At 36.1% G+C, this 22,897-nt stretch carries 23 protein-coding genes and 1 pseudogene; 22 read left to right on the forward strand and 2 right to left on the reverse strand.

The genetic code is table 11. The features are described 5' to 3' along the window. The first annotated feature begins 14 nt into the window (after window positions 1-14). From J3U54_RS07290 to J3U54_RS07315, 6 genes are all read left to right on the forward strand, one after another. A complete protein-coding gene (locus J3U54_RS07290) occupies window positions 15-860 on the forward strand; it encodes a glycosyltransferase family A protein (RefSeq protein ID WP_103752776.1) in 846 nt (281 codons plus the stop codon). Beyond that, window positions 857-1,513 (forward strand): alpha/beta fold hydrolase, encoded by a 657-nt coding sequence (locus tag J3U54_RS07295; RefSeq protein ID WP_103752777.1) that lies wholly within the window; start codon window positions 857-859, stop codon window positions 1,511-1,513. The genes J3U54_RS07290 and J3U54_RS07295 overlap by 4 nt, the downstream gene beginning before the upstream one ends. 128 nt (window positions 1,514-1,641) lie before the next feature. Further along, window positions 1,642-2,622 carry a ribose-phosphate diphosphokinase gene (locus J3U54_RS07300; RefSeq protein WP_103752778.1) on the forward strand — a complete coding sequence of 327 codons (981 nt, stop codon included), beginning with the start codon at window positions 1,642-1,644 and terminating at the stop codon, window positions 2,620-2,622. Between the two features lie 139 nt (window positions 2,623-2,761). Then, window positions 2,762-3,445 carry a TetR/AcrR family transcriptional regulator gene (locus tag J3U54_RS07305; RefSeq protein WP_103752779.1) on the forward strand — a complete coding sequence of 228 codons (684 nt, stop codon included), beginning with the start codon at window positions 2,762-2,764 and terminating at the stop codon, window positions 3,443-3,445. A gap of 11 nt (window positions 3,446-3,456) precedes the next feature. After that, window positions 3,457-4,284, forward strand: coding sequence for a hypothetical protein (locus J3U54_RS07310; protein ID WP_220235065.1), 828 nt, complete (start codon window positions 3,457-3,459; stop codon window positions 4,282-4,284). 103 nt (window positions 4,285-4,387) lie between these two features. Then, a complete protein-coding gene (locus tag J3U54_RS07315) occupies window positions 4,388-4,864 on the forward strand; it encodes a nucleoside 2-deoxyribosyltransferase (protein ID WP_267385604.1) in 477 nt (158 codons plus the stop codon). A 49-nt stretch (window positions 4,865-4,913) separates the two neighbouring features. On the opposite strand, the gene J3U54_RS07320 is transcribed toward J3U54_RS07315, so the two are convergent. After that, a complete protein-coding gene (locus J3U54_RS07320) occupies window positions 4,914-5,900 on the reverse strand; it encodes a CAP domain-containing protein (RefSeq protein ID WP_103752782.1) in 987 nt (328 codons plus the stop codon). 108 nt (window positions 5,901-6,008) lie between these two features. Here J3U54_RS07320 and J3U54_RS07325 point away from each other — a divergent pair, with 108 nt between their 5' ends. From J3U54_RS07325 to J3U54_RS07395, 15 genes and pseudogenes are all read left to right on the forward strand, one after another. Beyond that, window positions 6,009-7,061, forward strand: coding sequence for a helveticin J family class III bacteriocin (locus J3U54_RS07325; protein WP_103752783.1), 1,053 nt, complete (start codon window positions 6,009-6,011; stop codon window positions 7,059-7,061). A gap of 235 nt (window positions 7,062-7,296) precedes the next feature. Further along, window positions 7,297-8,382: a D-alanine--D-alanine ligase family protein gene (locus J3U54_RS07330; RefSeq protein ID WP_267385605.1), complete on the forward strand. Its 1,086-nt coding sequence runs from the start codon at window positions 7,297-7,299 to the stop codon at window positions 8,380-8,382. A 26-nt stretch (window positions 8,383-8,408) separates the two neighbouring features. Continuing rightward, window positions 8,409-9,167 carry a transcriptional regulator gene (locus tag J3U54_RS07335; RefSeq protein ID WP_267385606.1) on the forward strand — a complete coding sequence of 253 codons (759 nt, stop codon included), beginning with the start codon at window positions 8,409-8,411 and terminating at the stop codon, window positions 9,165-9,167. Between the two features lie 121 nt (window positions 9,168-9,288). After that, a complete protein-coding gene (locus tag J3U54_RS07340) occupies window positions 9,289-10,413 on the forward strand; it encodes a YibE/F family protein (protein ID WP_416381981.1) in 1,125 nt (374 codons plus the stop codon). After that, window positions 10,410-11,171, forward strand: coding sequence for a YibE/F family protein (locus J3U54_RS07345; RefSeq protein ID WP_220220592.1), 762 nt, complete (start codon window positions 10,410-10,412; stop codon window positions 11,169-11,171). The genes J3U54_RS07340 and J3U54_RS07345 overlap by 4 nt, the downstream gene beginning before the upstream one ends. After that, the gene (locus J3U54_RS07350) at window positions 11,168-11,986 is read left to right on the forward strand and encodes an alpha/beta hydrolase (RefSeq protein ID WP_267385609.1); all 819 of its coding nucleotides are present in this window, start codon (window positions 11,168-11,170) and stop codon (window positions 11,984-11,986) included. Before J3U54_RS07345 ends, J3U54_RS07350 begins: the two co-directional genes overlap by 4 nt. A 169-nt stretch (window positions 11,987-12,155) precedes the next feature. Then, window positions 12,156-12,410 carry a hypothetical protein gene (locus J3U54_RS07355; protein ID WP_103752789.1) on the forward strand — a complete coding sequence of 85 codons (255 nt, stop codon included), beginning with the start codon at window positions 12,156-12,158 and terminating at the stop codon, window positions 12,408-12,410. A 209-nt stretch (window positions 12,411-12,619) separates the two neighbouring features. Further along, window positions 12,620-13,263: pseudogene (locus J3U54_RS07360) on the forward strand (sigma 54-interacting transcriptional regulator); the annotation flags it as partial. 192 nt (window positions 13,264-13,455) lie between these two features. Next, window positions 13,456-15,162 carry a PRD domain-containing protein gene (locus J3U54_RS07365; protein ID WP_416381982.1) on the forward strand — a complete coding sequence of 569 codons (1,707 nt, stop codon included), beginning with the start codon at window positions 13,456-13,458 and terminating at the stop codon, window positions 15,160-15,162. 200 nt (window positions 15,163-15,362) lie between these two features. Next, on the forward strand, window positions 15,363-15,770 hold the full coding sequence (locus tag J3U54_RS07370; RefSeq protein ID WP_267385611.1) for a PTS sugar transporter subunit IIA: 408 nt from the start codon (window positions 15,363-15,365) through the stop codon (window positions 15,768-15,770). Between the two features lie 13 nt (window positions 15,771-15,783). Continuing rightward, window positions 15,784-16,248, forward strand: a complete 465-nt coding sequence (locus J3U54_RS07375) for a PTS sugar transporter subunit IIB (RefSeq protein ID WP_103752792.1) — start codon at window positions 15,784-15,786, stop codon at window positions 16,246-16,248. An 11-nt stretch (window positions 16,249-16,259) separates the two neighbouring features. After that, window positions 16,260-17,027 carry a PTS mannose/fructose/sorbose/N-acetylgalactosamine transporter subunit IIC gene (locus tag J3U54_RS07380; RefSeq protein WP_103752793.1) on the forward strand — a complete coding sequence of 256 codons (768 nt, stop codon included), beginning with the start codon at window positions 16,260-16,262 and terminating at the stop codon, window positions 17,025-17,027. Continuing rightward, window positions 17,014-17,841 (forward strand): PTS system mannose/fructose/sorbose family transporter subunit IID, encoded by an 828-nt coding sequence (locus J3U54_RS07385; protein WP_174683353.1) that lies wholly within the window; start codon window positions 17,014-17,016, stop codon window positions 17,839-17,841. Before J3U54_RS07380 ends, J3U54_RS07385 begins: the two co-directional genes overlap by 14 nt. Window positions 17,842-17,855: 14 nt before the next feature. Beyond that, the gene (locus tag J3U54_RS07390) at window positions 17,856-18,770 is read left to right on the forward strand and encodes a serine hydrolase domain-containing protein (protein WP_220235072.1); all 915 of its coding nucleotides are present in this window, start codon (window positions 17,856-17,858) and stop codon (window positions 18,768-18,770) included. A gap of 94 nt (window positions 18,771-18,864) precedes the next feature. Next, window positions 18,865-19,365: a PTS system mannose/fructose/N-acetylgalactosamine-transporter subunit IIB gene (locus tag J3U54_RS07395; RefSeq protein WP_103752796.1), complete on the forward strand. Its 501-nt coding sequence runs from the start codon at window positions 18,865-18,867 to the stop codon at window positions 19,363-19,365. A 245-nt stretch (window positions 19,366-19,610) separates the two neighbouring features. Here the strand turns inward: J3U54_RS07395 and J3U54_RS07400 are convergent, their stop codons facing one another. Then, the gene (locus tag J3U54_RS07400; protein WP_374106529.1) at window positions 19,611-19,976 is read right to left on the reverse strand and encodes an aggregation promoting factor surface protein; all 366 of its coding nucleotides are present in this window, start codon (window positions 19,974-19,976) and stop codon (window positions 19,611-19,613) included. A 159-nt stretch (window positions 19,977-20,135) separates the two neighbouring features. On the opposite strand from J3U54_RS07400, the gene J3U54_RS07405 reads away from it, so the two are divergent. Continuing rightward, the gene (locus tag J3U54_RS07405) at window positions 20,136-22,679 is read left to right on the forward strand and encodes a M1 family metallopeptidase (RefSeq protein WP_267385616.1); all 2,544 of its coding nucleotides are present in this window, start codon (window positions 20,136-20,138) and stop codon (window positions 22,677-22,679) included. Window positions 22,680-22,897: the final 218 nt, after the last annotated feature.

Raw genomic sequence — 22,897 nt, forward strand, 5'->3', positions numbered from 1 at the left:
TGAGGGAGGTAGCGATGATTCAGCAACCTGAATTAACTGTCATAATGCCGGTCTACAATGTTGAAAAATATTTGCCGCGAGCACTAGAACACTTGGCTAAACAGAGCAACCCGAATTTCAAATTGTTGATTGTCAATGATGGTTCAACTGATAATACGAGAAAAATTGCGGAAAGTTACCGGAATGATTTTCACGACTTAAAAATTATAAATAAACCTAATGGCGGTTTGTCTGATGCCCGCAATGTTGGAATCGACAACGTTGATACGCCGTATTTTACCTTTCACGATGGTGATGATTGGGTAGATTCTGGTTATACCGACTTTTTTGTCCGAGCTTTTCATGAGTATCCCGAAGCAGCAATGGTTTCTTGCGGCTTTTGGCTTGATTACGAAAATAAGGAAGGTTCCGTGCCAGCAACTAAGAAGAAAGTAAACGGGATGAAAGAAAAATTGCGCAGTTATCAGCTTATCTGCAATCCGCTGGGATCATTATTTGACAATCACTTCTTAGCAACACCAGTTAAAGGCTACACATGGAATAAGGGTTATAAGCTTTCCGTTGTTCGGCAAAATCACTTGCGCTTTATGGGCAACTTGGCATTTATGGAAGACCAGATTTTCAATGTGCAGTATTTAGCTAAAACAGATGGCTTTTATTGTGACAGCACGCCGCTATACCATTATTGGCAGCGCAAAGACAGTATGGTCCATAACTTCAATTTAAAGATGATTCCTGATAACTTTCGGGCAAATTATATTATCCTTAAAACGATGATACGTAGTTTGTGGCAAGAGCACAAAAAGGAAAAAGGTTCTGAGCAAGAGCTGCTTGAGGCTAGTGAAAGGGATCAGCGATGAGAGAAAAAGTTAACGGTAACGAATTATATTACAGCAAACTGGGTAAGGGAGAACCACTTCTTTTATTGCACGGTCATCACTTAGATGGTGGGATGTTTGACCAGATTATTGCCCCGCTTGGACTTTATTACACAGTTTATGTCCTTGATATGCGCGGACACGGCTTAAGTGAAGGCGAAATAGCGCAACATTATCAGACTGAAGTTAAAGATGTCGCTGATTTTATTGATCAGGTTGGCATTCGGGGCTGTTATTGTTTTGGCTTTGATGCTGGTGGCTTAGTTGCAATGATGCTTGCAAGCCAAGACCAAAAGGCTTTTAAAAAGTTGATGGTTGCCGGTGTATTTGTCAATGGCAATGGCATTAGACCATATCATTACTTAACTGAGGGAATTTTGCGCTTTTTGAGGCGTAATCGTGACAGTGAAGTAGAATTGACCGAAAGCTTTATGTCCGTTGATAGCCTAAAGGCAATCTCAATTCCAACGTATTGTGTTGTTGGCGAAAAAGACTGGGTCAAGGTAGAACACGTTCGCTGGTACAGTCAGATTATTCCGCAGGGCCAGCTTCTTGTAATGCCGAGACAGAAACATGAAAGTTATGCTGTGAAAAGTTTTAAACTTCTTAATTTAATGGAAGATTTTTTTAAATAAATATTTTTTAACAAAACGTCGAAAAAGTTTTCGGCGTTTTGTTTTGATTTTTACCTTTTCTAGGCACTAGGGACTTTTTTTGGTTATAATAGACTTGCAAAGATAGTATTTTAAATAAAGAGGTAGCTATGAACAAAGAAGAACTTCTTCAGTTAATGCATCCAATGAAGTTAATTGGGTTAAGTGGTAATCCTGCTTTAAACGAAAAGATCGCCACGATTTTGAAAAAACCGCTAATTGAAACTGCTGTGCAGCATTTTAGCGATGGCGAAATTCAGGTTAATATTGGTGAAAGCGTCAGAGGATGTGACGTTTTTGTTATCCAGTCAATTCAAGATCCAGTCAACGAAAACTTTATGGAGTTAGAAATTGTCTTGGATGCATTGCACCGCGCTTCTGCGCACCGAATTAACGTTGTTGTGCCTTACTTGGCATATTCGCGTTCTGATACTAAAACACGTTCCCGTGAACCAATTACAGCTAAACTGGTTGCTAATTTATTGCAGATTACCGGCTTAGACCATTTAATTGCTTTAGATTTACATGCTTCGCAAATTCAAGGCTTTTATAATGTTCCGGTTGACCATCTGCACGCAATGCCGCTGTTAGCGCAATACTTCCTTGATAATGGAATTGCGACTAAAGAAGAAGACGATATTGTTGTTGTTTCACCTGATCATTCAGGAGCAAAATTAGCGCGGAACTTTGGGCAGTTCTTTGATGCGCCAATTGCAATTGTTGACCAGCGTCGTGAACGTTATGATACTGATGTGCATGACATGATTGGTGACGTTAAGGACAAGAAATGTATTATTGTCGATGATTTGATTGACACAGGTTCACGCATTTCTTCTTCAACTAAATCAGTTTTAGCAGCTGGCGCTAAAAAAGTTTATGTTGCAGCTACGCATGCACTTCTTTCACAAAATGCACTGGAAACGCTTAATGAATTGCCAATTGAACAAATAGTGGTAACTGACACAATTAAGCACAGCCACTATCCAGACAGAATGGTTCGGATTTCTGTCGATTTGCTTTTGGCTCGTGGAATTAATTATGTATATAATGATCGCTCAATGCATTTGTTAAGTGAAAGTGACTTGAAATAATTTAATAATTTTTATTTATTTTTTAATACTTATAAATCCTGCTGCTTCAATATTTTTAGTACCATGATGTATTTTTGTTTATTTATTTTATAACATTGGTATAATAAAAAACAAAATGCGTAGGAACGGAGAATCCATTATGGCACGAAAGAAAAATTATAAAAGAAGACGAATTATTTTAAGTAATACCTTCAATTTAATTAGGGAAAACGGCATGGACAATGTGTCATTTCAAATGATTGCAGAAAAATCAGGGATTTCAAAATCTCTTCTCCAATCATATTATCCTCATAAAGCAAAATTAACAGATGACGTGATTCGCAATATTCTTAATACCTTAGATAAACAGGTAAGAAAATTCAACCATGCTAAGGAAGGCAACATTTGTGCCCGAACTAAGGCTTTTATTTATACGATTGCGATGCTGGGAATCTTTGATAAGGGACTTAAGCGGATTATTTCTGAAGTTTTCAGTAGTAATGAAACTCTTGATAAATGGAGTCAAATGCTTAATAGCTGGGTAAAAGATAACCAAATCTTTGATGAAGATGCTTTTGATTTAAATGAAGTAGAGTATGGCATTGCATTTGTAGTAACTGGTGTTGGTCGCCTATACCACGACAGTAAAAGATTTAGTTTGTCTGCCGAGCAGCTGGCCGATTACGCTACTAGTTCATTAATGTATAGTTTCCTGCATTGTACGCCAGAACAGGTTAACCGTGCTCTTGAAATTGGTCATGAGATCATTAAATCAACTGATATTGAAGCAATTCACCACGCAATTGACACGATGTTTGATGGGGAAAAAGAGATCGTCTGTTAGGAAGGAAAAATATGGCAAATGGCGCACGAGATGATCTGCATAGAGTATCTCGTAAACAGAATGACCAACATCCAAAAGTACTGTCCTTTATTATTTATTTAATTATGGCGCTTATTATGGTTACGCTTACTTTTCTCAATCCTTTTTTCATGAAGAATCAGATTAGAACTAACAATAATGAAGCCATCATTGTTAGGCAAGTTAACAAGCACTTTGATACACTTGCTAACGAGATTGGTGCCAATAAAAACGGAAGTGCTAATCTTTTGACTATTAAGCAAACGCAACCGATTGCTGATCATATTATTGATTATACTTTAGGTACTTTTTTTAAGTTTAATAATCTAAATTTAGCTAACCAAATTTTGTTCGACATTAATTTAAATATTGACCAGGGAACATCAAGTGATGCACAATTGGTTCAAGAAAAATTAAAAGAGCAAGGTAGTAATGCATCATATGAAGTAGTTGATGCGTTTAGTTTAAATACTGTAATGGTGGGCAGTAATGTTGCAACGGCATTACTGCTGCTTAACATTATTGTGTTAATTATGGCTGCTATTAGCTTGCGCTCGCTTATTGGTGACCTGCGCACAGAAATGACTTCGAAAAAATTAACCCATACTATTATGGGTGCAGTTATGTGGGCAAGTTTTTGGTTAATGTTGATTGCAGGAATCATTGCACTTGTTCCAACAGTTTTTAATGTCAGAGAAATTGCTGTTTTTGGCTATGTTTTAGAAATTAGCAGCAGCATATTCTTGGATTTTGTAATTGTGGGGGTTGCTCTCTACATTTTAAGTGCTATTTTATGGGAATTTACAGCACCAGGAAATTAGCTAGTTAATTTAGCGTTAGTTCGCTTAAATCAGTACTTGACTACTAGAAAGTTTTTTAGGTAGGCTTGTCTTGCCAGAAGATTACGAAAATAAGGAGTTAATAATGAAAATCTACTTTGCAAATGCTCTGTTTTCTCAGGCAGAAATCAATTATAATGCCCAATTAGCAGCTAAAATTCGTCAACTAGATCCTGCAATTGATCTATATTTACCGCAGGAAAATGCTGCAATTAATGATAAAGAAGCGTATGCCGATTCAGAAATGATTGCTCAGGCCGATACTGATAAGCTCCTTCAAAGTGATTTAATGGTTGCCGTTCTTGATGGTCTCAGTATTGATAATGGGGTAGCAAGCGAAATCGGTATTGCCTACGCTAAAGAAATTCCAATTATTGGTCTGTACACGGATACACGACAAAAGGGCAGTAATAATAAGCAAAAATTAGCTGCACTAAGTGAAATCGCTGAAAATCAATTTCACTACATAAACCTTTATACAACGGGACTAATTAAGCTAAATGGGACAATTGTTAATAATGAACCTGATTTATTACAGGCAGTTGCAAAGTATTTAAAATAGCAAAATAAAGCCACGGAAGTAAAATTTCCGTGGCTTTTTCTGTCATAAATTAGTTGCTTAGTCGAAAGAGCTTGAAATGATAAGAAAGAATTTCCGCAATATCAACCCGGTATTCATGTCCATTAACTAAGGGAGTAGCTCCCGGAGAATAAGTAATAATGGTTGTAAAATTGCCATAGCCGGAATTATGATAATTGTGAACTTCTTGAGCTTGATAAGTTGTTTGCGTATCCTCATCGGTAATAGTAATTTGCGGAATTTCTTTAATTACCTGATCGGAGCTATAAAAAGACCAAGCAATGTTTTGTCCTTGGACTAATTCGAGCGGAAAAACGCCTGAACCAGGATAGATAACTTGCTGTTGACTTGGCTTGCGAAAGACGTCAGCTGAATTAAGAACTTTTTGAACAGAATAGCGGTAACCGTTTTTTCCGTAGGCGGCTCCGATTCCGGTTGTAGTCAGTCTAGTTGAGAGTAACCAGGCACGGTGTCCTGTGTCTGGCCCGGATAAATTATAGCGATCAGTAATTAAATCGGTGATTACATCGCCTGCAGTTTGGTCATGAGTATTAAAGTTAAGATTAGCAGAATTGGAAGTGGAGCGGGCGATTTGCCAAATCGCTTTGCTAACGTTGTGCGGCCTTTTTTCATAAGGAAGGTTGTGCTGGTTAATTAACGGATTGGCATTTAAGGTTGCCAAAACGGCGGCCGTTTTTTGTGCATCAAGACTATCTTGTTTGTCCTCAGTTATTGGTGTTAAGCCGAAAAGTCCGCGATAATAATTAATGTAAGCTAATTGATCACTAAGATAAGTCGGGGTTAGCACACCTTCTTTAAATTTGCGATTGAGCTGCGGCTTATTTATATAGAGGTTATCCTCGTTAAAAGGAGTTTTATCTAAAGCAGCATATTCTTGCTGCAATTGCTTTATTTGGTTTGCTTCACTTGGCGTGAAATTAGCCGCGTGACTAGTTGCAGCGCTAAATGGAAAAATGAAAAGTAAGCTGGTAAGTATAATAGATAATTTGCGTAACATCTTTTAAGACGCCTCCTGACTATGAAATATTATAAGGCAAAAATGCCCTTTAGATAGCTACAAAACAAAAATTTAAGAAAAGCTGGTAGAAAAGAGCGTTTATTAAATATGATTAACCCAAACATACCACGAGCAAGAAATGTTAAGCTGAAATTAGTTAGTAATCTTAATGATTGGGACGGCGTTACTGGACCGGTTAACCGTGATTTGCGTCAAGTCGTTGTTCAAAAAGCGACGATCGGCAAGAATTATACTTATGCCTTGCAACATGTTGCTGGTGATACTTTTGTTTATCGCGGCCACAATGGTCAAAATGTTAACTTTAATAAAAATAAGCCGGTGTTGTTCATGACGGGAACTGCTGCAGGGCATACTCAAACATTTGAATGTGCGAATAAATTTGGTCAATATTTTGTGGGAACTAAGCCAAATGACCTTAATATGAGCAGTACGTGGTCGAGTTGGTCAAAGCAGATTGCCCGGGTTTCCCTGTGGCACGCACAAAAATATCGTTCTAATACAAGCGTGCAACCTCGGCTAGCTAACTTGAATCATGCAGGTAGCGACTTTGGTGTTGGTTGTGCGGGTGACCAATTTGCCCGCGTCGAGGCGGCCGTTTCACCTGATGGTCAATATTTTCTGATTGCATACGGAGATAACGATCATAATGGTTACTTTGCACTATACCGCCTGAGTGCAATTAATGATGCCTTGGATCATGCCACAACTGCCAGCAAATATGTTGATATAACAACTGTACAATGCCTTGCCGCTTTTAAAATTCCAACTTTATCTGGTAATCAAGGACAGGTAGGGTCTTTGCAAGGATTTGCCCTTGATCATTATGTTGTTAATCATAACGACCAGTTTAATCTTTATCTTTCTAGCCAGCCGTCTACTGATACAGCTGGCTTTGATCGTAAAATTGTTAAAATTCCGTGGGGCGAAATTAACGCTGCCGGTTGGGAATTAGTTGATTTGACAACTGCAACAGAATTGGCAATTCCAGGCTATTATACGGAAGTTGAAGGCATTCAGGGTGTAAGTAATAACAATGTTTTGGTGACGGTTGCCTACCACCAACTGCACGATTTTGCTAATCCAACTAAGCATCCCACTAAAATTAATAAAATTTACCAAGTAACTTGGGGACTTTTATAGCCAACAATAATGTTCGGAAAAAATATTGGACTAAAAGCCAAAATGATTAAGAGCAAAACGAATTTTCACAATAAAAAAAAGCGGACTATTAACTAATTGAAAAATTACTCATGTTTTTTAAGATTTAGGTTCGGATTAAAAAAATATTTCTAAAATTCGGCTAATTTGTGCTTTTTTAGGCTTACATTGCCGTATAATTAAAAAGTTAGAACATTAATTAAGAGGTAAAAATAAAATGACTAGGAAAACACAGGTTGGCCTAATTTTTGGTGGCAATTCATCCGAATATGAAGTCTCAATTATGTCAGGCCACAATATTTATAATGCAATTGATCAAGATAAGTTTGATGTTCACCCGATTTGGATTACCAATGACGGGTACTTAGCTAGTGAAGCAGACTCTTTTAAGGTACTTAAAGATCCACACTATACGGTGCAAAATCCGCACAAAGTCGCTAATATTTCTAATCTAATTGAGTTAGCTAATTTACCTGAAATCGATGTTTTCTTCCCAATTGTCCACGGTAACTTAGGCGAGGATGGCAGCCTGCAAGGCTTATTTAGAATTTTGGATAAACCATTTGTAGGTGACGATGTTCTATCCGCTGCAGTAACAATGGATAAGGAATTTACCAAGATTTTGGCGCAACGAGCTGGTGTTCCAGTTGCCGACTGGATTGCAATTAAACGCTTTGAATATGACGAAGAAAATAATGCTAAATGTGATTACACAAAAGTAAGCGAAAAATTGGGTGGCGACTTGTTTGTTAAGCCATCCAATCAAGGCTCATCTGTTGGGGTTCACCATGTTACAAGCGAGAAAGAATATCGTGAAGCTTTAGCCGATGCCTTTAGGTATGATGATAAAGTTTTAGTAGAAGAAACGATTCATGGTACTGAAGTTGAAGTTGCTGTTTTAGGCAATGACAAGCCGCTTGTTTCTGGGGTAGGTCAAATTATTAACGCTGCGGGAACCTTCTATAGTTATGAAAATAAATATGATGATGATTCCACCACAACGCTGCAGATTCCAGCCGAATTACCAGCAGAAATTGTTGAAAAAATTCGGGTTAATGCTTTAAAAGTTTACCAAGCAACTGAATGTAGTGGTTTGGCTCGGGTTGACTCTACTTTACGTGAAAGTGACCAGAAGATTGTTTTGACTGAAGTCAATGCATTACCAGGTTTTACTAACATTAGTATGTATCCAAAACTGTTCGAAGAAGCGGGTATTCCTTATTCCGAATTAATCACACGGTTAATTGAAATCGGCCAAGAACGTTATGAGCATAAAAAGACGTTGCTACATAAAATCGGTTAATTAGATTGTGCTGGGAGTAATATTTTATGACTAAAGATAAGCATGATTTTGAAGAATTGACCGCCCCTGCAGCAACAGCTAAGGAATTGCAGATTAGTGTTGCCACTTTGCGCAAATATTCCTTAATAGTTGAAAAAGTTGCCGGTAAGCCTGATTATTACGCTAGAACCAAACAAAATGCCCGGTTATATAGTAAAAAGGATGTTCAAGACTTAAAGGATTTTCATAAGTTAGCACAGGAAAATGGCCTTACTTTGCAAGAAGCGGCACAGCAGATTTTTGCTGTGAGTGATAAAAGCGCAAAAGAATCAAATGCCGTGGACGAACCTAACAATGAAGTGATGAGCACACCGCAGGTAATGAAACTTCTTAATGCCTTGCAACAGACTATTGGACAACAAAATTCAGCGCTTGCGAAATTACAAAAGCAGTTAAATCGAATTGAAAAGCAGAATAAAGATCTACTAACAAGACAGAAGGAGTTAGAAAATTCATCTGCCAAAGAAGCCGATTTTGCTAGCTTACCTGATATTTCAGGAATTGTAACCGATGATCTGGCAACTGCACCAATTTTTGCTGAAGAAAATAAACCACTGACACCTGCTGAAAAGCGGGCGCAGGTTGCTAATGATGAACAAAAATCAAGCAAAGAAGTGCATGATGAAATTTTGTCAAAAGCACAGGAAAACGCTCAAAAAAGTACGGTTAATGCGCACCGGACATTGTCAGATATGCAAGTAAAACCGGAAAAAAAGCACTGGTGGCAAAAATTTATTGATATGTAGATTAAGTAAAAACGACTTTTAAAAAAAGCCGTTTTTATTAATGCCAAATTTAGCAAACTTAAGTTAAACTTTTAATTATGATATCCGCTTTTGAGGTACAGTAGACAAGTATAGATTAAGGATGATTACATTGAAAAAAACTAAGCAGCGCTATGTGTTGGCGCTAGTTGTAGCTATTATTGGACTGGCCTTGACGGCGTGTACTTATTTTGCCACTGACATCTACACTAAGCATGATGTAGCAGTAATTACGGACCGCACGATTAAGGACACTTTAGTTGAAAAAAGTACGGATGTGTATAACAACAAGGACGAAACTAGAAAACAGGTGCTTCACCTCAAAGTTTTATCTGGCAAGCATAAGAACCAAACTTACCGAACGGTCAATTATTATTACCCATCGCAATTGATTACGCAAAAATACCGGGCTGGTCAGCGGATTTTTGTCAATATTAAACATAATGATCCGGCTATTCAAACGCCCAAACGCGATTGGGTGTTGGTTTTAGCACTGACAGTTATGGCGACACTAATGGTGGCCGTTTCTGGTAAAAACACGCTGGGACTGATTGCGTCCATGGCTTTGAGCTGGCTCTTGTTTTACCTCGTAATTATGACCGATATTAAACTGAACGGCTCGTATATTGTGCTGCTCTTTGGCTTTGCTGACATCGTCTTTTCCTTTTTCAGCTTATTGCTTGTTCAAGGACCTAATAAAAAAATGCTGGCGACCTGGGCCGCGACGCTGTTAGGAGTCTTTGTTTCGTTTGCTTTGTGCTACTTAATTATGCGCCTTACGGGAGAGTCCGAAATCAAATATGAAACTGGCGATTACGCTACCCAAGATCCCCGCGGCATTTTTCTAGCGCAGACCTTGCTCGGCATTTTAGGAGCGGTGATGGATGAAGCAACGGATATTATCTCAAGCTTATATGAGTTAATTCAGACTAAAAAAGATCTGACTGCCAAACAGCTGATTGAAAGTGGCCGAACAATGGGCCAAGAGATTATGGGACCACTGATTAATGTGTTAGTGCTGATTTTCATGTCTGAAGCGTTGCCGCTAACAATTATTTATTTACGTGACAACAACACTTTAAGTTCCACCTTTGGCTTCACCTTATCTTTAGGAGTAACGCAAAGCGTTATCTCCGCAATCGGAATTGTTTTAACGGTCGTTTTCGCGACTGGCTGCAGTTTGTTCTTCTTAGAAGGTCAAAAATGGAAGGAGTGGAATAAAAAGTGAACACATTAATGGCATTGATAATCGTTTTGGCAATATTAATGACGGTTATTGGCGGTGAAACTGGCATTCGTAGTTTTTTCAGTGTGCTAATTAACACCTTATTGTTAATTTTGCTGGCAATTCTGATTTCATGGGGCATCAGCATTCCCGTGTTAATTTTGATTTTTATTCCACTCAAATTAGTGACAATAATCTTTTTGGGAACGCATGACTATCAAGTAGCGAAAAACTCATTTTATTCTGCTCTAATTGTGTGTTTAGTTGTCAGTTGTTTGATTTTAGGATTCGAATGGCTGGCACAAGCTGCTGGTCTAGGCCCAGAAGCAGGAGAGATTCTCGTTGGTTTATCACAAATGCCGGGGCTAAGTTATCCGCTAATTGCCGTAGCTGTTGCGATTTTTTCAACGCTTGGAGCGGTTGCGGAAGCGGCGGTTGCAATGAGTTCTGGATTATTAGAAATTAAAAAGCACAATCCCGAGATTACCCATGAAGAACTACTGAATAGTGGGGCAAAAATCGGCAACGATGTTTTAGGAACAGCGATGAATACCATTTTATTTGGCATGTTTGGTAGCTTTCTTTCCCTATTTTTGTGGTATATTAGGCTCAATTACACATTAGGTGAAATTTTAAATGAAAAATTATTTGTCAATGAAACGCTTATTATTATGTATTCATTGATTGGTGTATTACTAACTGTGCCATTATCGACTGCTTTTTTAGCAAAAAAGATGGCTAAACGTGAGGTGAAAAAATGAAAGTAAATGATTTAACGTTAACTAACTTTAACAAGCGGGAGTTTAAAGTTCATACTTATACTCTAGATTCAATTGGTGACTTAGTGACTCCTAAGCATCCGCTTGCCATTATTATTCCAGGTGGCAGTTTTGACCACTTGTCTTTACGAGAAGGCGAGCCGGTAGCACTTGCCTTTAATAACTGCGGCTTCAACAGCGTTGTAATGGAATATAACTTGGTTCAAGATGAAGGTGATATCTATCCGGATGCGGGGCTAGATGTATTGACTACGGTTAAGTACTTTCGTGATCACGCGCGTGAATACAATATTGATCCAGCGAAAATTGTTACTGTTGGTTTTTCAGCTGGCGGTCACGTGGCCAGCTTTGCCAATAGCATGGCTAACTCTCCTAAATATCAAAAAGAATTTTCTTTTACCAGCAGTATCGTTTTGCCATCTAAGACTATTTTAGGGTATCCGTTAATTAACTTAGCTAAAATTGGCTTTGATGTCCCCGCTGAAGAGGAGGGCAAGGTACCGACAGATGAGTTTGTTAAAAATAGTGCATTGGGTGTAACTGCAAAAACGCCTGCAACCTTTATTTTTCATGCGTGGGATGATCCCGTTGTATTAGTGACAAATACCATGGAATATATTGCTGCTTTACATACCAAAAATGTGCCATGTGAGATTCATATTTTCAATCGTGGTGGTCACGGCTTTTCATTAGCCCGTAAGGATATGGTGATAAAAGGACGCGAGTGGCAGGAAAATCCGCATGCGGCCCACTGGTTTAAGTTAGCTCAAGAATGGTTGGCCAGTGAATGGTCATAAACAAGCAGTGTGACTGTTTCTTTGTGGGTTATTTGACGTATTTAGACTTACTAGAAAGGGTATTAATATAAAAATTAATAAATGCGAATTTTTTAAACAAAAGTATTGCATTTATTTCTAAAAGGTATATAATTTCACATATTTAAATCAAAAGAAAGGACATGATTTTTTGAAGTTAACGAAAATAAAAATTTTAACAGCAATTAATGGCGTACTAACTTTGAGCAGTCTAATCATGTTATTCTTTGGATTGTGTAATCAAGTTAATGAGTCAAGTCGCCTTTTAGATGATGAGCAAACAATTGCCCTTAATAGTGGGAATGGTTTATTCATCTTTACAGCAATAATTGCCGTAATTATTTTTGGATTTGCCTTCCTTGCCAGTTGGCTAAAAAGTGAACCAGCAAAAGCTCATTTGTTATGACTCAGAACTTTATATTTAAAAAACAGCACTTTATTATTAAAGTGCTGTTTTTTTAATAGTACACTTAAATTAGTTAATAATTTAAATAAAAATAAATCTTGATTGCTTAAGTACATATCTAAATATAATTCTTTATAATAAGCATTAAAAATAGAAAAAGCGCTTTAAGTAGTGTTTATAATTTAAGTTAATGTCTAAAAAGGAAAAATATGAAAGCAATTGAGCACTTATATCGTTTACTTCAGAAAGAAAATAAATTATTGACAACTAAAGAAATTGCCCAAATAGCCGGTCTTAGTCGAAGTGCAGTAAGCGGCTATTTAGCTAAACTGTTTAAACAAAATCTGGTAGAAAAGCATGGTACGCGTCCAGTATATTGGATTGTTAAAGCTGAATCATCAGTATTTGATCAGATTATTGGGTCTGATGGAAGTCTTAAATACCACGTTCGAGCTTTAACTCAGGCGATTTTGTATCCACCACATGGTCTACCCGTAATAATTACAGGTGCAAGCGGCACTGGTAAAAGTCTTTTGGCCAAACTCATGTATCAAAGGGCGCTAGAATTAGATGAAATTCAAAAAAATGGCAGATTTGTTACTCTAAATACTGCAGATTATGCTAACAATCCTGAGTTGCTATCATCAGTTCTATTTGGCTATAAAAAAGGAGCATTTACTGGTGCTGATGAAGATACTATAGGATTGCTTGATAAAGCAATAATGGTTACCTTTTTTTAGATGAGGTACATCGTTTGTCAAAATCCGATCAGGAAAAGCTATTTTCTCTTTTGGATAATTGTACTTTTTATCCATTAGGGGAGGTCAGTCATCCGCATAAAGTAAATGTTCGATTAATATTTGCAACTACGGAAAATTTAGATAATTGCTTATTAAAGACTTTTTTACGGCGAATACCTCTTCACATAAATCTGCCTAAGTTTATTGATCGTCCGTTGACCGAACGAGTTGCTATAGTGGCACAGTGTTTTAAACATGAAGCAACCGAAACAAAGAAAAAGTTTTCAGTTTCAAAAACTTTGCTTATGGATTTAGCCAATCGAAATTATCTTGGAAATATAGGTACTTTAGGTAATAAAGTAAAAATATTATGTTCAAAGGGATACACCATGTATCCAAATGCTCAAATTATTCAAATTGGTTCAGCAGCTGACAGCGGGTTTGCTATAATTGATTCAGATTTTAATTGGAGTGAAGTAACTGAATTAACTGATTACGTCTTTGAGCGTTTTCAAAACATTCAAAATGAATTGATTGCTTCTTTTTCTAAAGGTTCATCAATAAGCGATTGCAAGTTAATCATCTTGCGTTCACTACGCTCGCTTTCACGTATAGCTAATTCAATCCCAACTCAATTATTTGGTAGAAATATTAAACAGGCAATTAAAAGTGTTTTAGGTGATAAATATGGATTGAGACTTAATCTACATCAAAATGAATTCGAGTTGTTTGTGCTTGCATTTAATTTAAGTTTTATTCAGGAAAAGCCATTGGCACATTCTAAGGAACTGGTTAAATTATTCGAGCAGAACTATCCGCGTTCTTTTTATATTTATCGGCAATTTTTAAATTATTTTAAACCTAAAAATTATGCTAATTTTTATTTGTGGTTTATTTTATTATTTTCAGATTTAATCAATCCAATAGAAGAAATTCGTTATACTTGCATTTTACTTGCTCATGGAGAATCAACAGCTACCAGTATTCAGAAAATAGTTAATAATTTGGCAAAAAGTTACGTTTTTGAAGCATTTGATATGCCAATAGATGCGACAGTTGACGACATAAACGTGTGTGTCCAGAATTATTTACAAACCCAAAAAGCACATGATCATGGAATTATTTTGTTGTTTGATATGGGCTCATTAAATCAAATGTTTACGAAAATCAAGCACGCTTCAAATAAGAAATTACTTGTAATCAATAATTTAACAACCGCTTCCGCTCTGGACATAGCTATTCGCGTACAACGGGATGAATCTTTTAGTGACATTACTGAAAAGGCTAAAAATTACGGTAAGTATATAGGTGTACAATATTTTGAAGGGCTTTCAGATCAAGATAATATTATTATTTCCTGTTTATCAGGTGCGGGCCTATCTCAGGCAATTAAGGATATCATTGAAGGCACACTTTCAACCAAGAAACAGATAATTACAATGGATTACCGTAAGCTTCGTGAACTTTTAGACAATAATGACAGTAGTTTCTTTAAAAACACTCAGTTAATTATTACAACTACTGACTTTAAAATTAAATTAGATATACCTATTATCAATATTTACAATATTTTGGATCAGAAGTGGTTTAATGAACTAAAAACTTATCTCCTGGATTCAGGAGAAGAGAGTAAAAATGTGGATAATCTGCTTGAAAAATTTTTAAAATTTTTGACTATTCAGGGAATAAAAGAAAGGTTGCAATTTCTTAATCCAAATACGGTCATTGATGAAGTGCAAGCTGTAGCTGCTAAATACCAAAAATATTATGGTGTAACTTTTAGTGGAAAAATAAAGCTGAATCTATATATGCATCTTTCTTTAATGATTGAACGTATCCTTTTGAGTGAAAACAAGGATAAAAATAACCAAATTTTTTTTAAAAATGACATTGAAAAAGAATTTGCCTTAATTTCAAATACCATTTTTAAACCAATTGAGATGAAATATAATATTAAAATAAATAATTTCGAAATATCATTAATTTTTGAACTACTAGAAGATTATTTATAGTAAAGAAGTGCTTAAAAAATTTTTAAGCACTATTTTTTTGTTGCCGATTTTTGTTGAATGGTATAACTTGGCACAATATTTGCTAATTATAAATTGAATAAGTAAGACTTAAAAGGAGGTAATAAAGCGTGCTAAATAAGTTCTTATTAAAAATTCTTACAGATGTTGTAATTTAATGTTTTGAATAAGGAGAAATGTAAGTGAAGATTTATTTATTAAGTCACGGAAAACTAGCAAGTGGAATGAAAAGTACAATTGAATTGCTTGCTGGCAAGCAGTCTAACTTAATTGCATTTGATTCATATTTGGAGAATGGGCCAGATTTATTAGAATTCATACAGAAACTGGCGAATGAACATTCTCCCTTTATCGTAGTAACTGACTTGCTGGGGGGGAGTGTTAATCGATTAGCTCTTGAAAAGTTAGCATTTAAGGATGTTTATTTGATTAGCGGGATGAATGTGGCCCTAGTTTTAAGCCTAGTTTTGCTTGACAGTGAAGTTAGTATTGAGCAAATTAAGCAAACGGTAGAAGTTAGTAAAGATACGGTGAAAATGCTGTTGCCGAATACTGTGAATAGTAAGAATGCAGTTGAAGAAGACTTTTAGAAGGAGAGAAAAAATGATTTTGTTATTACGAGTAGATCATCGTTTATTACACGGTCAAGTGGTTTTTTCGTGGAGTTCACAGTTGCAGCCAAATTGTATTTTGATTGCTGATGATAACGTAGCTAAAGACGATTTGCGTAAGTCGACTTTACGTTTGGGCAAACCACAAGGTGTAAAACTTGTTTTTAAAAGTGTGAAGGACTCAATTGGAGCAATTAATTCGGGAAAAACTGATAAATACCGTTTGATGATTGTAGTACCAACTGTTGAAACAGCAGCGATTCTTGCCAAGAATGTTAGTCAAATTAAAGCAATCAATTTAGGAGGAACTAAGGCTACATCCCAAACACATGCGCTGTCTAAGATGGTAAACGTGACAGATAAAGATGAACAATTGCTCAAAGAAGTTGCGGCTTTGGGTAAAGAAGTTAACATTCAGGCCGTGCCAAGTGATCCTAAAAAAATTTTATATAAGTAGGAGGAAAAATAATGTTGCAAGCGTTTTTAATTTTTGTAGTAGCATTTATTGGCTTTTTAGAATGTGGATTAGGCAATTCTATGATTCAGCGACCAATAGTTATGGGACCGCTAGTAGGACTTGTTTTAGGGGATTTACATACCGGCCTAATTGTTGGAGCTACTTTGGAGCTTGCCTTTATGGGCAACATTACAATTGGTGCCGCATTGCCACCAGAAATTACTGCTGGTGGTATTTTGGGAACAGCATTTGCTATTAAGACAGGATCTGGGGCAGCAGCTGCACTGGCACTCGCTATTCCAATTGCGACAGTTGCTCTGTTATTGAAAAATTTTTATTACTTAACTGTGCGTGTTTTCTTTTTACATAAGTCAGATAACTATGCAGCAAAGGGTGATGTAGCTGGTGTAGACAGAATGCATTTGATTAGCTTTTTATCATACGACATACTAATGTCGTTAATTTTGGCAGTTTGTTTTTACTCGGGAAGCAGCGTAGTTAAGTCATTTTTAGCAATTATCCCTAAATTTATCATAGATGGTATGAATATTGCCGCTGGTATTTTACCCGCACTAGGCTTTGCACTATTGACTAGCATGCTTATAAATAAAAAAGTGGCACCATACTTATTACTAGGCTTTGTCTTAGCAGCATATTTAAAAGTTCCTGTATTAGGCGTTGCTTTAATTGGAATAGTAATTGTAGCTTTAAGTATAGTAAATAATGATAAACCTCAACTGGATTCAGTTGAAATGGAGGATAATGATGATGACTTCTGATATAAATAAAAAGAAATTAACTAAACATGATATAAATAAAATTTTCTGGCGTTCTTTCACAATAAATGCTTCATTTAACTATGAACGGCAAATGAGTCAGGGCGTACAATATGCTTTAGGCCCAGCACTTAAGAAACTTTATCCAGAAAAAGAACGCTTAGCTGATGCTTTAAAACGGCATGCTGAGTTTTTTAACACTACACCAATGCTTGGTCCCTTTGTTTTTGGTATTACGGCAGCTATGGAAGAAGAAAATGCCAACGATCCGAATTTTGATGAAGCTTCAATCAATTCGGTAAAAGCTTCGCTGATGGGACCACTTGCTGGTATCGGAGATTCGGTATTTTGGGGAACTTTGCGGCCACTTGCAGGAGGCATAGCTTGTTCGCTGGCATTAACGGGTAATCTGTTTGCACCGATTTTATTCTTGTTGATTTTTAATATTCCCAATATTTTAGTTAGATATTATGGAGTACACTGGGGTTACGACTCAGGTATGAAAGCCTTAAACAGATTCGAAAAATTAGGTATTACAGATAAAGTTTTCCAAGGTGCAGCAACTTTAGGTCTGTTAGTTATTGGTGCAATGATTGCAACAATGGTTACTGTCAAAACTGGTTTAACAATTGGCTCAGGTAAGTCAGCAATTAGTCTAATGTCAGTTTTAGATGGAATCATGCCCGATATGCTAGGTGTGATTGCCACAGGAATAGTTTATTGGGCAATTAAGAAGGGTTATAAAGTTAACACAATTTTGCTTTGGATTATTATCATTAGTATTATTGCAGCATTTTTGGGGATTTTACAAGCATAAAGAAGGTATGTTAAATGACAATTCTCAGTAATTTTGTGGATTACAGTTTAGAAAAACATTTTAATATTAATAATATACAGATTTATCAAAATGATAAACTTGTAGATGAAAAAAAGGAAGTTGATCCGATTACGCGGCTTAATGTTTATTCAGTTTCTAAAAGCATTACGTCGATTGGAGTTGGCCTTGCCTGTCAAGAAGGGCTTTTAAAACTATCTGATCCAATTTTTCATTTTTTCCCTCAAATTGACTTTACTACGCTTGATTCGAGGATCAAAAAAGTTACAGTTTTAAATTTGTTGACTATGACTACAGGTCTCGAAAATCCGCTATTTTTTGCTGACGATTTAGAGCGCTACCAAGTAAAAGATTGGATAAGATATTACTTTACTAATGGTAAATTTGTTTATGAGCCTGGCACTAACTTTCTGTATTCTACTTTTAACAGCTATATCCTTAGCTGTATTGTGGAAGCGGTCAGTGGTGCTACTCTTGTTAATTATATGACACCAAGATTTTTTGAACCTATCGGAATTGGAAATCCGGATTGGCTCTCCTGTCCGATGGGTCATACAATGGGCGCCCATTCTCTTATGCTGACTATTGATGAAATGTCCAAAATTGGATTACTTTTATTGCACAAAGGTAATTGGCATGGGAAACAAATCATTAATACTAAGTATTTAGAAGACGCGACAAAGAATCAAGTTTCTAACGCAAAAGGCAGAACAAAATTTGGTTATGGTTATCAATACTGGATTAATCCTGATTATCAGTCATATAGAGCTGATGGCAAATTAGGGCAATTTATTATAGTAGTACCCAAAAATAATTTGGTGGTGACTGTTCAGTCATTAGAGCAAAAGAAGCTATTTAAAGAAGTTTGGAATAATTTAGTTCAGCCTTTAATTGCAATGAAAAATATCTAAAAAAACTTCTAATACTAAGTTATTTACTAGTATTAGAAGTTTTTTCAGTTTAAGCGGTATAATTTTAAAAGATAAAAAAGAAAGCGTGATCAGAATGATTAAAATGTTGAGGATTGATGAGCGTTTAATTCACGGACAAGTCGCAATGGTTTGGTCAAAAGCACTGTGTATAAACAGCATTTTGGTGGCAAACGATTACACAGCTACAAATGAGTTTCAGAAAATGTCGATGAAACTTGCCGTTCCTTCTAATATCAAATTTGATTTATATAGCATTGATAAGTCAATAAAATTTCTCAATCACTTTAAACAGCAGTCCTTAGCAATCATGATTGTCGTTAAAAATTTTAAAGATGCATTAACTATTGCTCAAAATGTCGAGCAAATTGGTGTGATAAACGTTGGTAATTATGGACTATTGTCATTAAATAAGCATGATAAAAAAAAGATGCAGCTTGATACTTGTGTTAAAGTGGATAATAGTGACCTTAAATATATTAGAAAACTTGCCGCTTTACCCTTTAAATTTGTCTCTCAGCTAACGCCAAATTCTTCAAAAAAGGATTTAAAAAAACTAAATATTATTTATAAATAATAATATTTAATTATTAAAAGGTTAGTTAAGTATATTTTTGTTTTAGTATTTTTATAGATTATCCGATTTTATAAAGTTAGTAATTAATTGATAGTTACTTTAACTAAAGAATATTCGCACAGAAATTATTTTAATTTCTTTAAAAAGTGTTTTTGCTTGGAGTAAATTATTAATAAGAAAAAATAAAAAACAGTTTAACTAATCATTAAACTGTTTTTATTAGGAAAAATGAAATTTATTATTTTTTAATACCAGTGATGACTTAACCAAAATCTCTTGGCATTAACCCAAGAGCCATAACGACCGTAAACATAATTATTAGCAACTCTCTCTTGATTTTTAGGAGAATAGTTACCGTGAAGGTAATTAATATTTAATTGATACTTACCATAACACACACCATTTCTAGCATAGTAGTTACCACCAGATTCTCTCATTGCGATCCAATTCTTGGCAGCACGCTCACGTTTAGATAATTTTCTGGCAGCTTGAACAGTTTGTATAGTTGAATTAGTATTAGTTATTTGTGTAGTAGCTATAAAGCTAAAAGATAGCACTAAAGCTACAATTAACTTAGTTAACAAACTTTTATTTTTATTCAATTTCTTCATTCCCCATAAAAAAGATCACTTATTTACTATAAAGCAGTATACACAAGCAATATTTCATAGTTGTTACAGAATCAACACGCGACTCTTACAATCAAGTTTTAATGTTATTTCTGCATAGTTTTGGTAGAATTTAGAGGAAACTATTATAGGAGGTAGATTATGACTGTAAAGCATTTTTATGAAACTTTTCATCCTGATCATTATGACTTGTTTATTGATGTTAACCGTGAACAAAAAACAATTACCGGTACTTCAACAATTACTGGTGAGGCAATCGAAGATACAATTTTAATTAACCAAAAATATATGACTATTACGAAAGTCGTGTGCGATGGTACTGAGGTTCCTTTCACCGTTGATGATGAGGAAGAAGCAATAAAAATTGCGGTAGGCAAAACTGGCAAAGTTACAGTTGAGATTACTTATTCCGCACCACTAACTGATACTATGATGGGAATTTATCCTTCATATTACAAAGTGAATGGCGTTAAAAAACAGATTATTGGAACACAATTTGAAACTACCTCAGCTCGTCAGGCTTTCCCATGCGTTGATGAACCTGAAGCAAAGGCAACTTTTTTGTTAGCCCTTAAATATGACGAACACGAAGGCGAAACGACAATTGCTAATATGCCGGAAATCAAGGTTGAAAATGGTGTTCACTATTTTGAAAAAACAGTTAGAATGTCCAGTTACTTGATTGCGTTTGCGTTCGGTGAATTGCAATCTAAGATGACAGAAACCAAAGACGGCGTCAAAGTAGGCGTGTTTGCGACCAAAGCGCATCAAGCTAAGGAGCTAAACCTTGCGCTTGATATCGCCAAGCGGGCAATTGAATTTTATGAGGAATTCTATCAAACTAAGTACCCATTACCACATTCTTGGCAATTAGCGCTACCTGACTTTTCTGCCGGAGCAATGGAAAACTGGGGCTTGGTTACTTACCGTGAAGCCGCAATTTTATTGGATCCAGACAATGCTACTCCTGAGCAAAAAGCTTATGTGGCAACAGTTATTGCCCATGAACTTGCTCACCAATGGTTTGGTGATTTGGTAACGATGAAGTGGTGGGACGATTTATGGTTAAACGAAAGTTTTGCCAACATGATGGAATATGTCTCAATTGACGCTTTAGAGCCTGAATGGCATGTTTGGGATAATGTTTACCAAATATCAGAAGTTCCTGCTGCTTTAAATCGTGATGCTACTGACGGTGTCCAACCAGTCCACGTTGAAGTTGAACATCCTGCCGACATTGATGCAATTTTTGATAGTGCGATAGTTTACGCTAAGGGCTCAAGAATGTTAGTAATGGTTCGCGCTTTATTGGGCGACAAAGCATTGCGCAAAGGGTTGAAGTATTACTTTGATCAACATCAGTTTGGCAATGCAACCGGTGACGATCTGTGGAATGCATTGTCTACTGCAACTGACTTAGATATTGGTAAAATAATGCACACGTGGCTGGATCAACCTGGTTATCCAGCTGTCACGGCTAAAGTTAATGCAGAAAATCATTTGGTTTTGAGCCAAAAGCAATTCTTTATTGGTGAAGGCAAAGATGCTAACCGTAAATGGGCAATTCCACTTAACGCCAATTTTGCTGCGACACAAATTATGTCAGAGCGTGAACTTGATCTTGGTGATTATCAAGACCTGCGTGCAAAAGCCGGTCATGCATTACGCATTAATGTTGGTAATAGTTCGCACTTTATTGTTAACTATGACGAAACATTGATGAATGATATTATGACCGAAGTTGATCAATTACAGCCAGTTGACCAATTACAACTCCTGCAAGACTTGTCCTTGCTTGCTGCGGGTAACCAAATTTCTTATGCGCAGATCATTCCGCTATTACCGAAGTTTGCTGCATCTAAATCTAATATTGTCATTAATATTTTATTCAATATTGTTGATCAATTGCGGAAATTTGTTACTCCTGGATCGGCTGACGAAAAAGCGCTGAAGGCATTTTGCAATAAATTATCTGCCGAAAATGTAACCCGCTTAGGCTGGCAAGCCAAAGAGACTGATACTTCAGATGATAAACTGATTCGACCAATCGTTTTAATGGCTGCGTTATATGCAGAAAATTCTTCTATTTATGCAGCAGGTCACCAGATTTTTACAGCAAATAAAGACAACTTAGCAGCCATTGAGGCATCAGTACGACCTCATGTTTTGGTAAATGAAGTTAGAAATTATCATCAACCTGGTCTTGTTGCCGACTTAATTAAGCAGTACCAAGAAGCAGTGGACCCATACTTTAAGCAAGACTTGTTAGCAGCTATTACTATGACCACTGACAAGAATGAATTAGAGAAGATTGTGGATAATTTTGAAAATGCTGATATTATCAAACCCCAAGATCTTCGTGCTTGGTACCGCTCCATTTTACTTAACCAGAATGGTCAACAATTAGCATGGGATTGGTTACGTCAAGACTGGTTATGGCTTGAAAAGACAATCGGTGGCGATATGGAATTCACTAGTTATATCACTGTAACTGCGAAAGTTTTCGATACTGCACAAAGATTAACGGAATTCAAGGAATTCTTTGAGCCAAAAATCAATCAACCAGGACTTGATCGTGAAATTAAGATGGATACACGCGTAATTGCAACAAAAGCTGCTTTAGTTGCAAATGAAAAAGCTCAAGTTAATGAAGCAATCAAGGCAATTTTGTCGCAGGATAAGTAGGAATCTAACACTTATCAAATTCGTATCGTTAAGTTAATATTGATAGACTTAAAACACTAAGCTAAACATTTAGCTTGGTGTTTTTTCATTGGTGCAAAATAACACTTTAAGTAATTAATTGTAATTTATTAATGGTAATAGTAAATGACGTAGCAGAATAGGCACTTTTATTCTACCAGCTAAATTAAGATTTAACTCCTTAGTGAATTGCTATTTGA

It is taken from the genome of Lactobacillus sp. B4007, assembly GCF_026535895.1.
Lineage (GTDB): Bacteria > Bacillota > Bacilli > Lactobacillales > Lactobacillaceae > Lactobacillus > Lactobacillus panisapium.

Coding starts and splice junctions, on each gene's coding strand:
- J3U54_RS07290 (WP_103752776.1), top strand. CDS start 15: ATGATTCAGCAACCTGAATTAACTGTCATAATGCCGGTCTACAATGTT.
- J3U54_RS07295 (WP_103752777.1), top strand. CDS start 857: ATGAGAGAAAAAGTTAACGGTAACGAATTATATTACAGCAAACTGGGT.
- J3U54_RS07300 (WP_103752778.1), top strand. CDS start 1,642: ATGAACAAAGAAGAACTTCTTCAGTTAATGCATCCAATGAAGTTAATT.
- J3U54_RS07305 (WP_103752779.1), top strand. CDS start 2,762: ATGGCACGAAAGAAAAATTATAAAAGAAGACGAATTATTTTAAGTAAT.
- J3U54_RS07310 (WP_220235065.1), top strand. CDS start 3,457: ATGGCAAATGGCGCACGAGATGATCTGCATAGAGTATCTCGTAAACAG.
- J3U54_RS07315 (WP_267385604.1), top strand. CDS start 4,388: ATGAAAATCTACTTTGCAAATGCTCTGTTTTCTCAGGCAGAAATCAAT.
- J3U54_RS07320 (WP_103752782.1), bottom strand. CDS start 5,900: ATGTTACGCAAATTATCTATTATACTTACCAGCTTACTTTTCATTTTT.
- J3U54_RS07325 (WP_103752783.1), top strand. CDS start 6,009: ATGATTAACCCAAACATACCACGAGCAAGAAATGTTAAGCTGAAATTA.
- J3U54_RS07330 (WP_267385605.1), top strand. CDS start 7,297: ATGACTAGGAAAACACAGGTTGGCCTAATTTTTGGTGGCAATTCATCC.
- J3U54_RS07335 (WP_267385606.1), top strand. CDS start 8,409: ATGACTAAAGATAAGCATGATTTTGAAGAATTGACCGCCCCTGCAGCA.
- J3U54_RS07340 (WP_416381981.1), top strand. CDS start 9,289: ATGATTACATTGAAAAAAACTAAGCAGCGCTATGTGTTGGCGCTAGTT.
- J3U54_RS07350 (WP_267385609.1), top strand. CDS start 11,168: ATGAAAGTAAATGATTTAACGTTAACTAACTTTAACAAGCGGGAGTTT.
- J3U54_RS07365 (WP_416381982.1), top strand. CDS start 13,456: ATGGATTTAGCCAATCGAAATTATCTTGGAAATATAGGTACTTTAGGT.
- J3U54_RS07375 (WP_103752792.1), top strand. CDS start 15,784: ATGATTTTGTTATTACGAGTAGATCATCGTTTATTACACGGTCAAGTG.
- J3U54_RS07380 (WP_103752793.1), top strand. CDS start 16,260: ATGTTGCAAGCGTTTTTAATTTTTGTAGTAGCATTTATTGGCTTTTTA.
- J3U54_RS07385 (WP_174683353.1), top strand. CDS start 17,014: ATGATGACTTCTGATATAAATAAAAAGAAATTAACTAAACATGATATA.
- J3U54_RS07390 (WP_220235072.1), top strand. CDS start 17,856: ATGACAATTCTCAGTAATTTTGTGGATTACAGTTTAGAAAAACATTTT.
- J3U54_RS07395 (WP_103752796.1), top strand. CDS start 18,865: ATGATTAAAATGTTGAGGATTGATGAGCGTTTAATTCACGGACAAGTC.
- J3U54_RS07400 (WP_374106529.1), bottom strand. CDS start 19,976: ATGAAGAAATTGAATAAAAATAAAAGTTTGTTAACTAAGTTAATTGTA.
- J3U54_RS07405 (WP_267385616.1), top strand. CDS start 20,136: ATGACTGTAAAGCATTTTTATGAAACTTTTCATCCTGATCATTATGAC.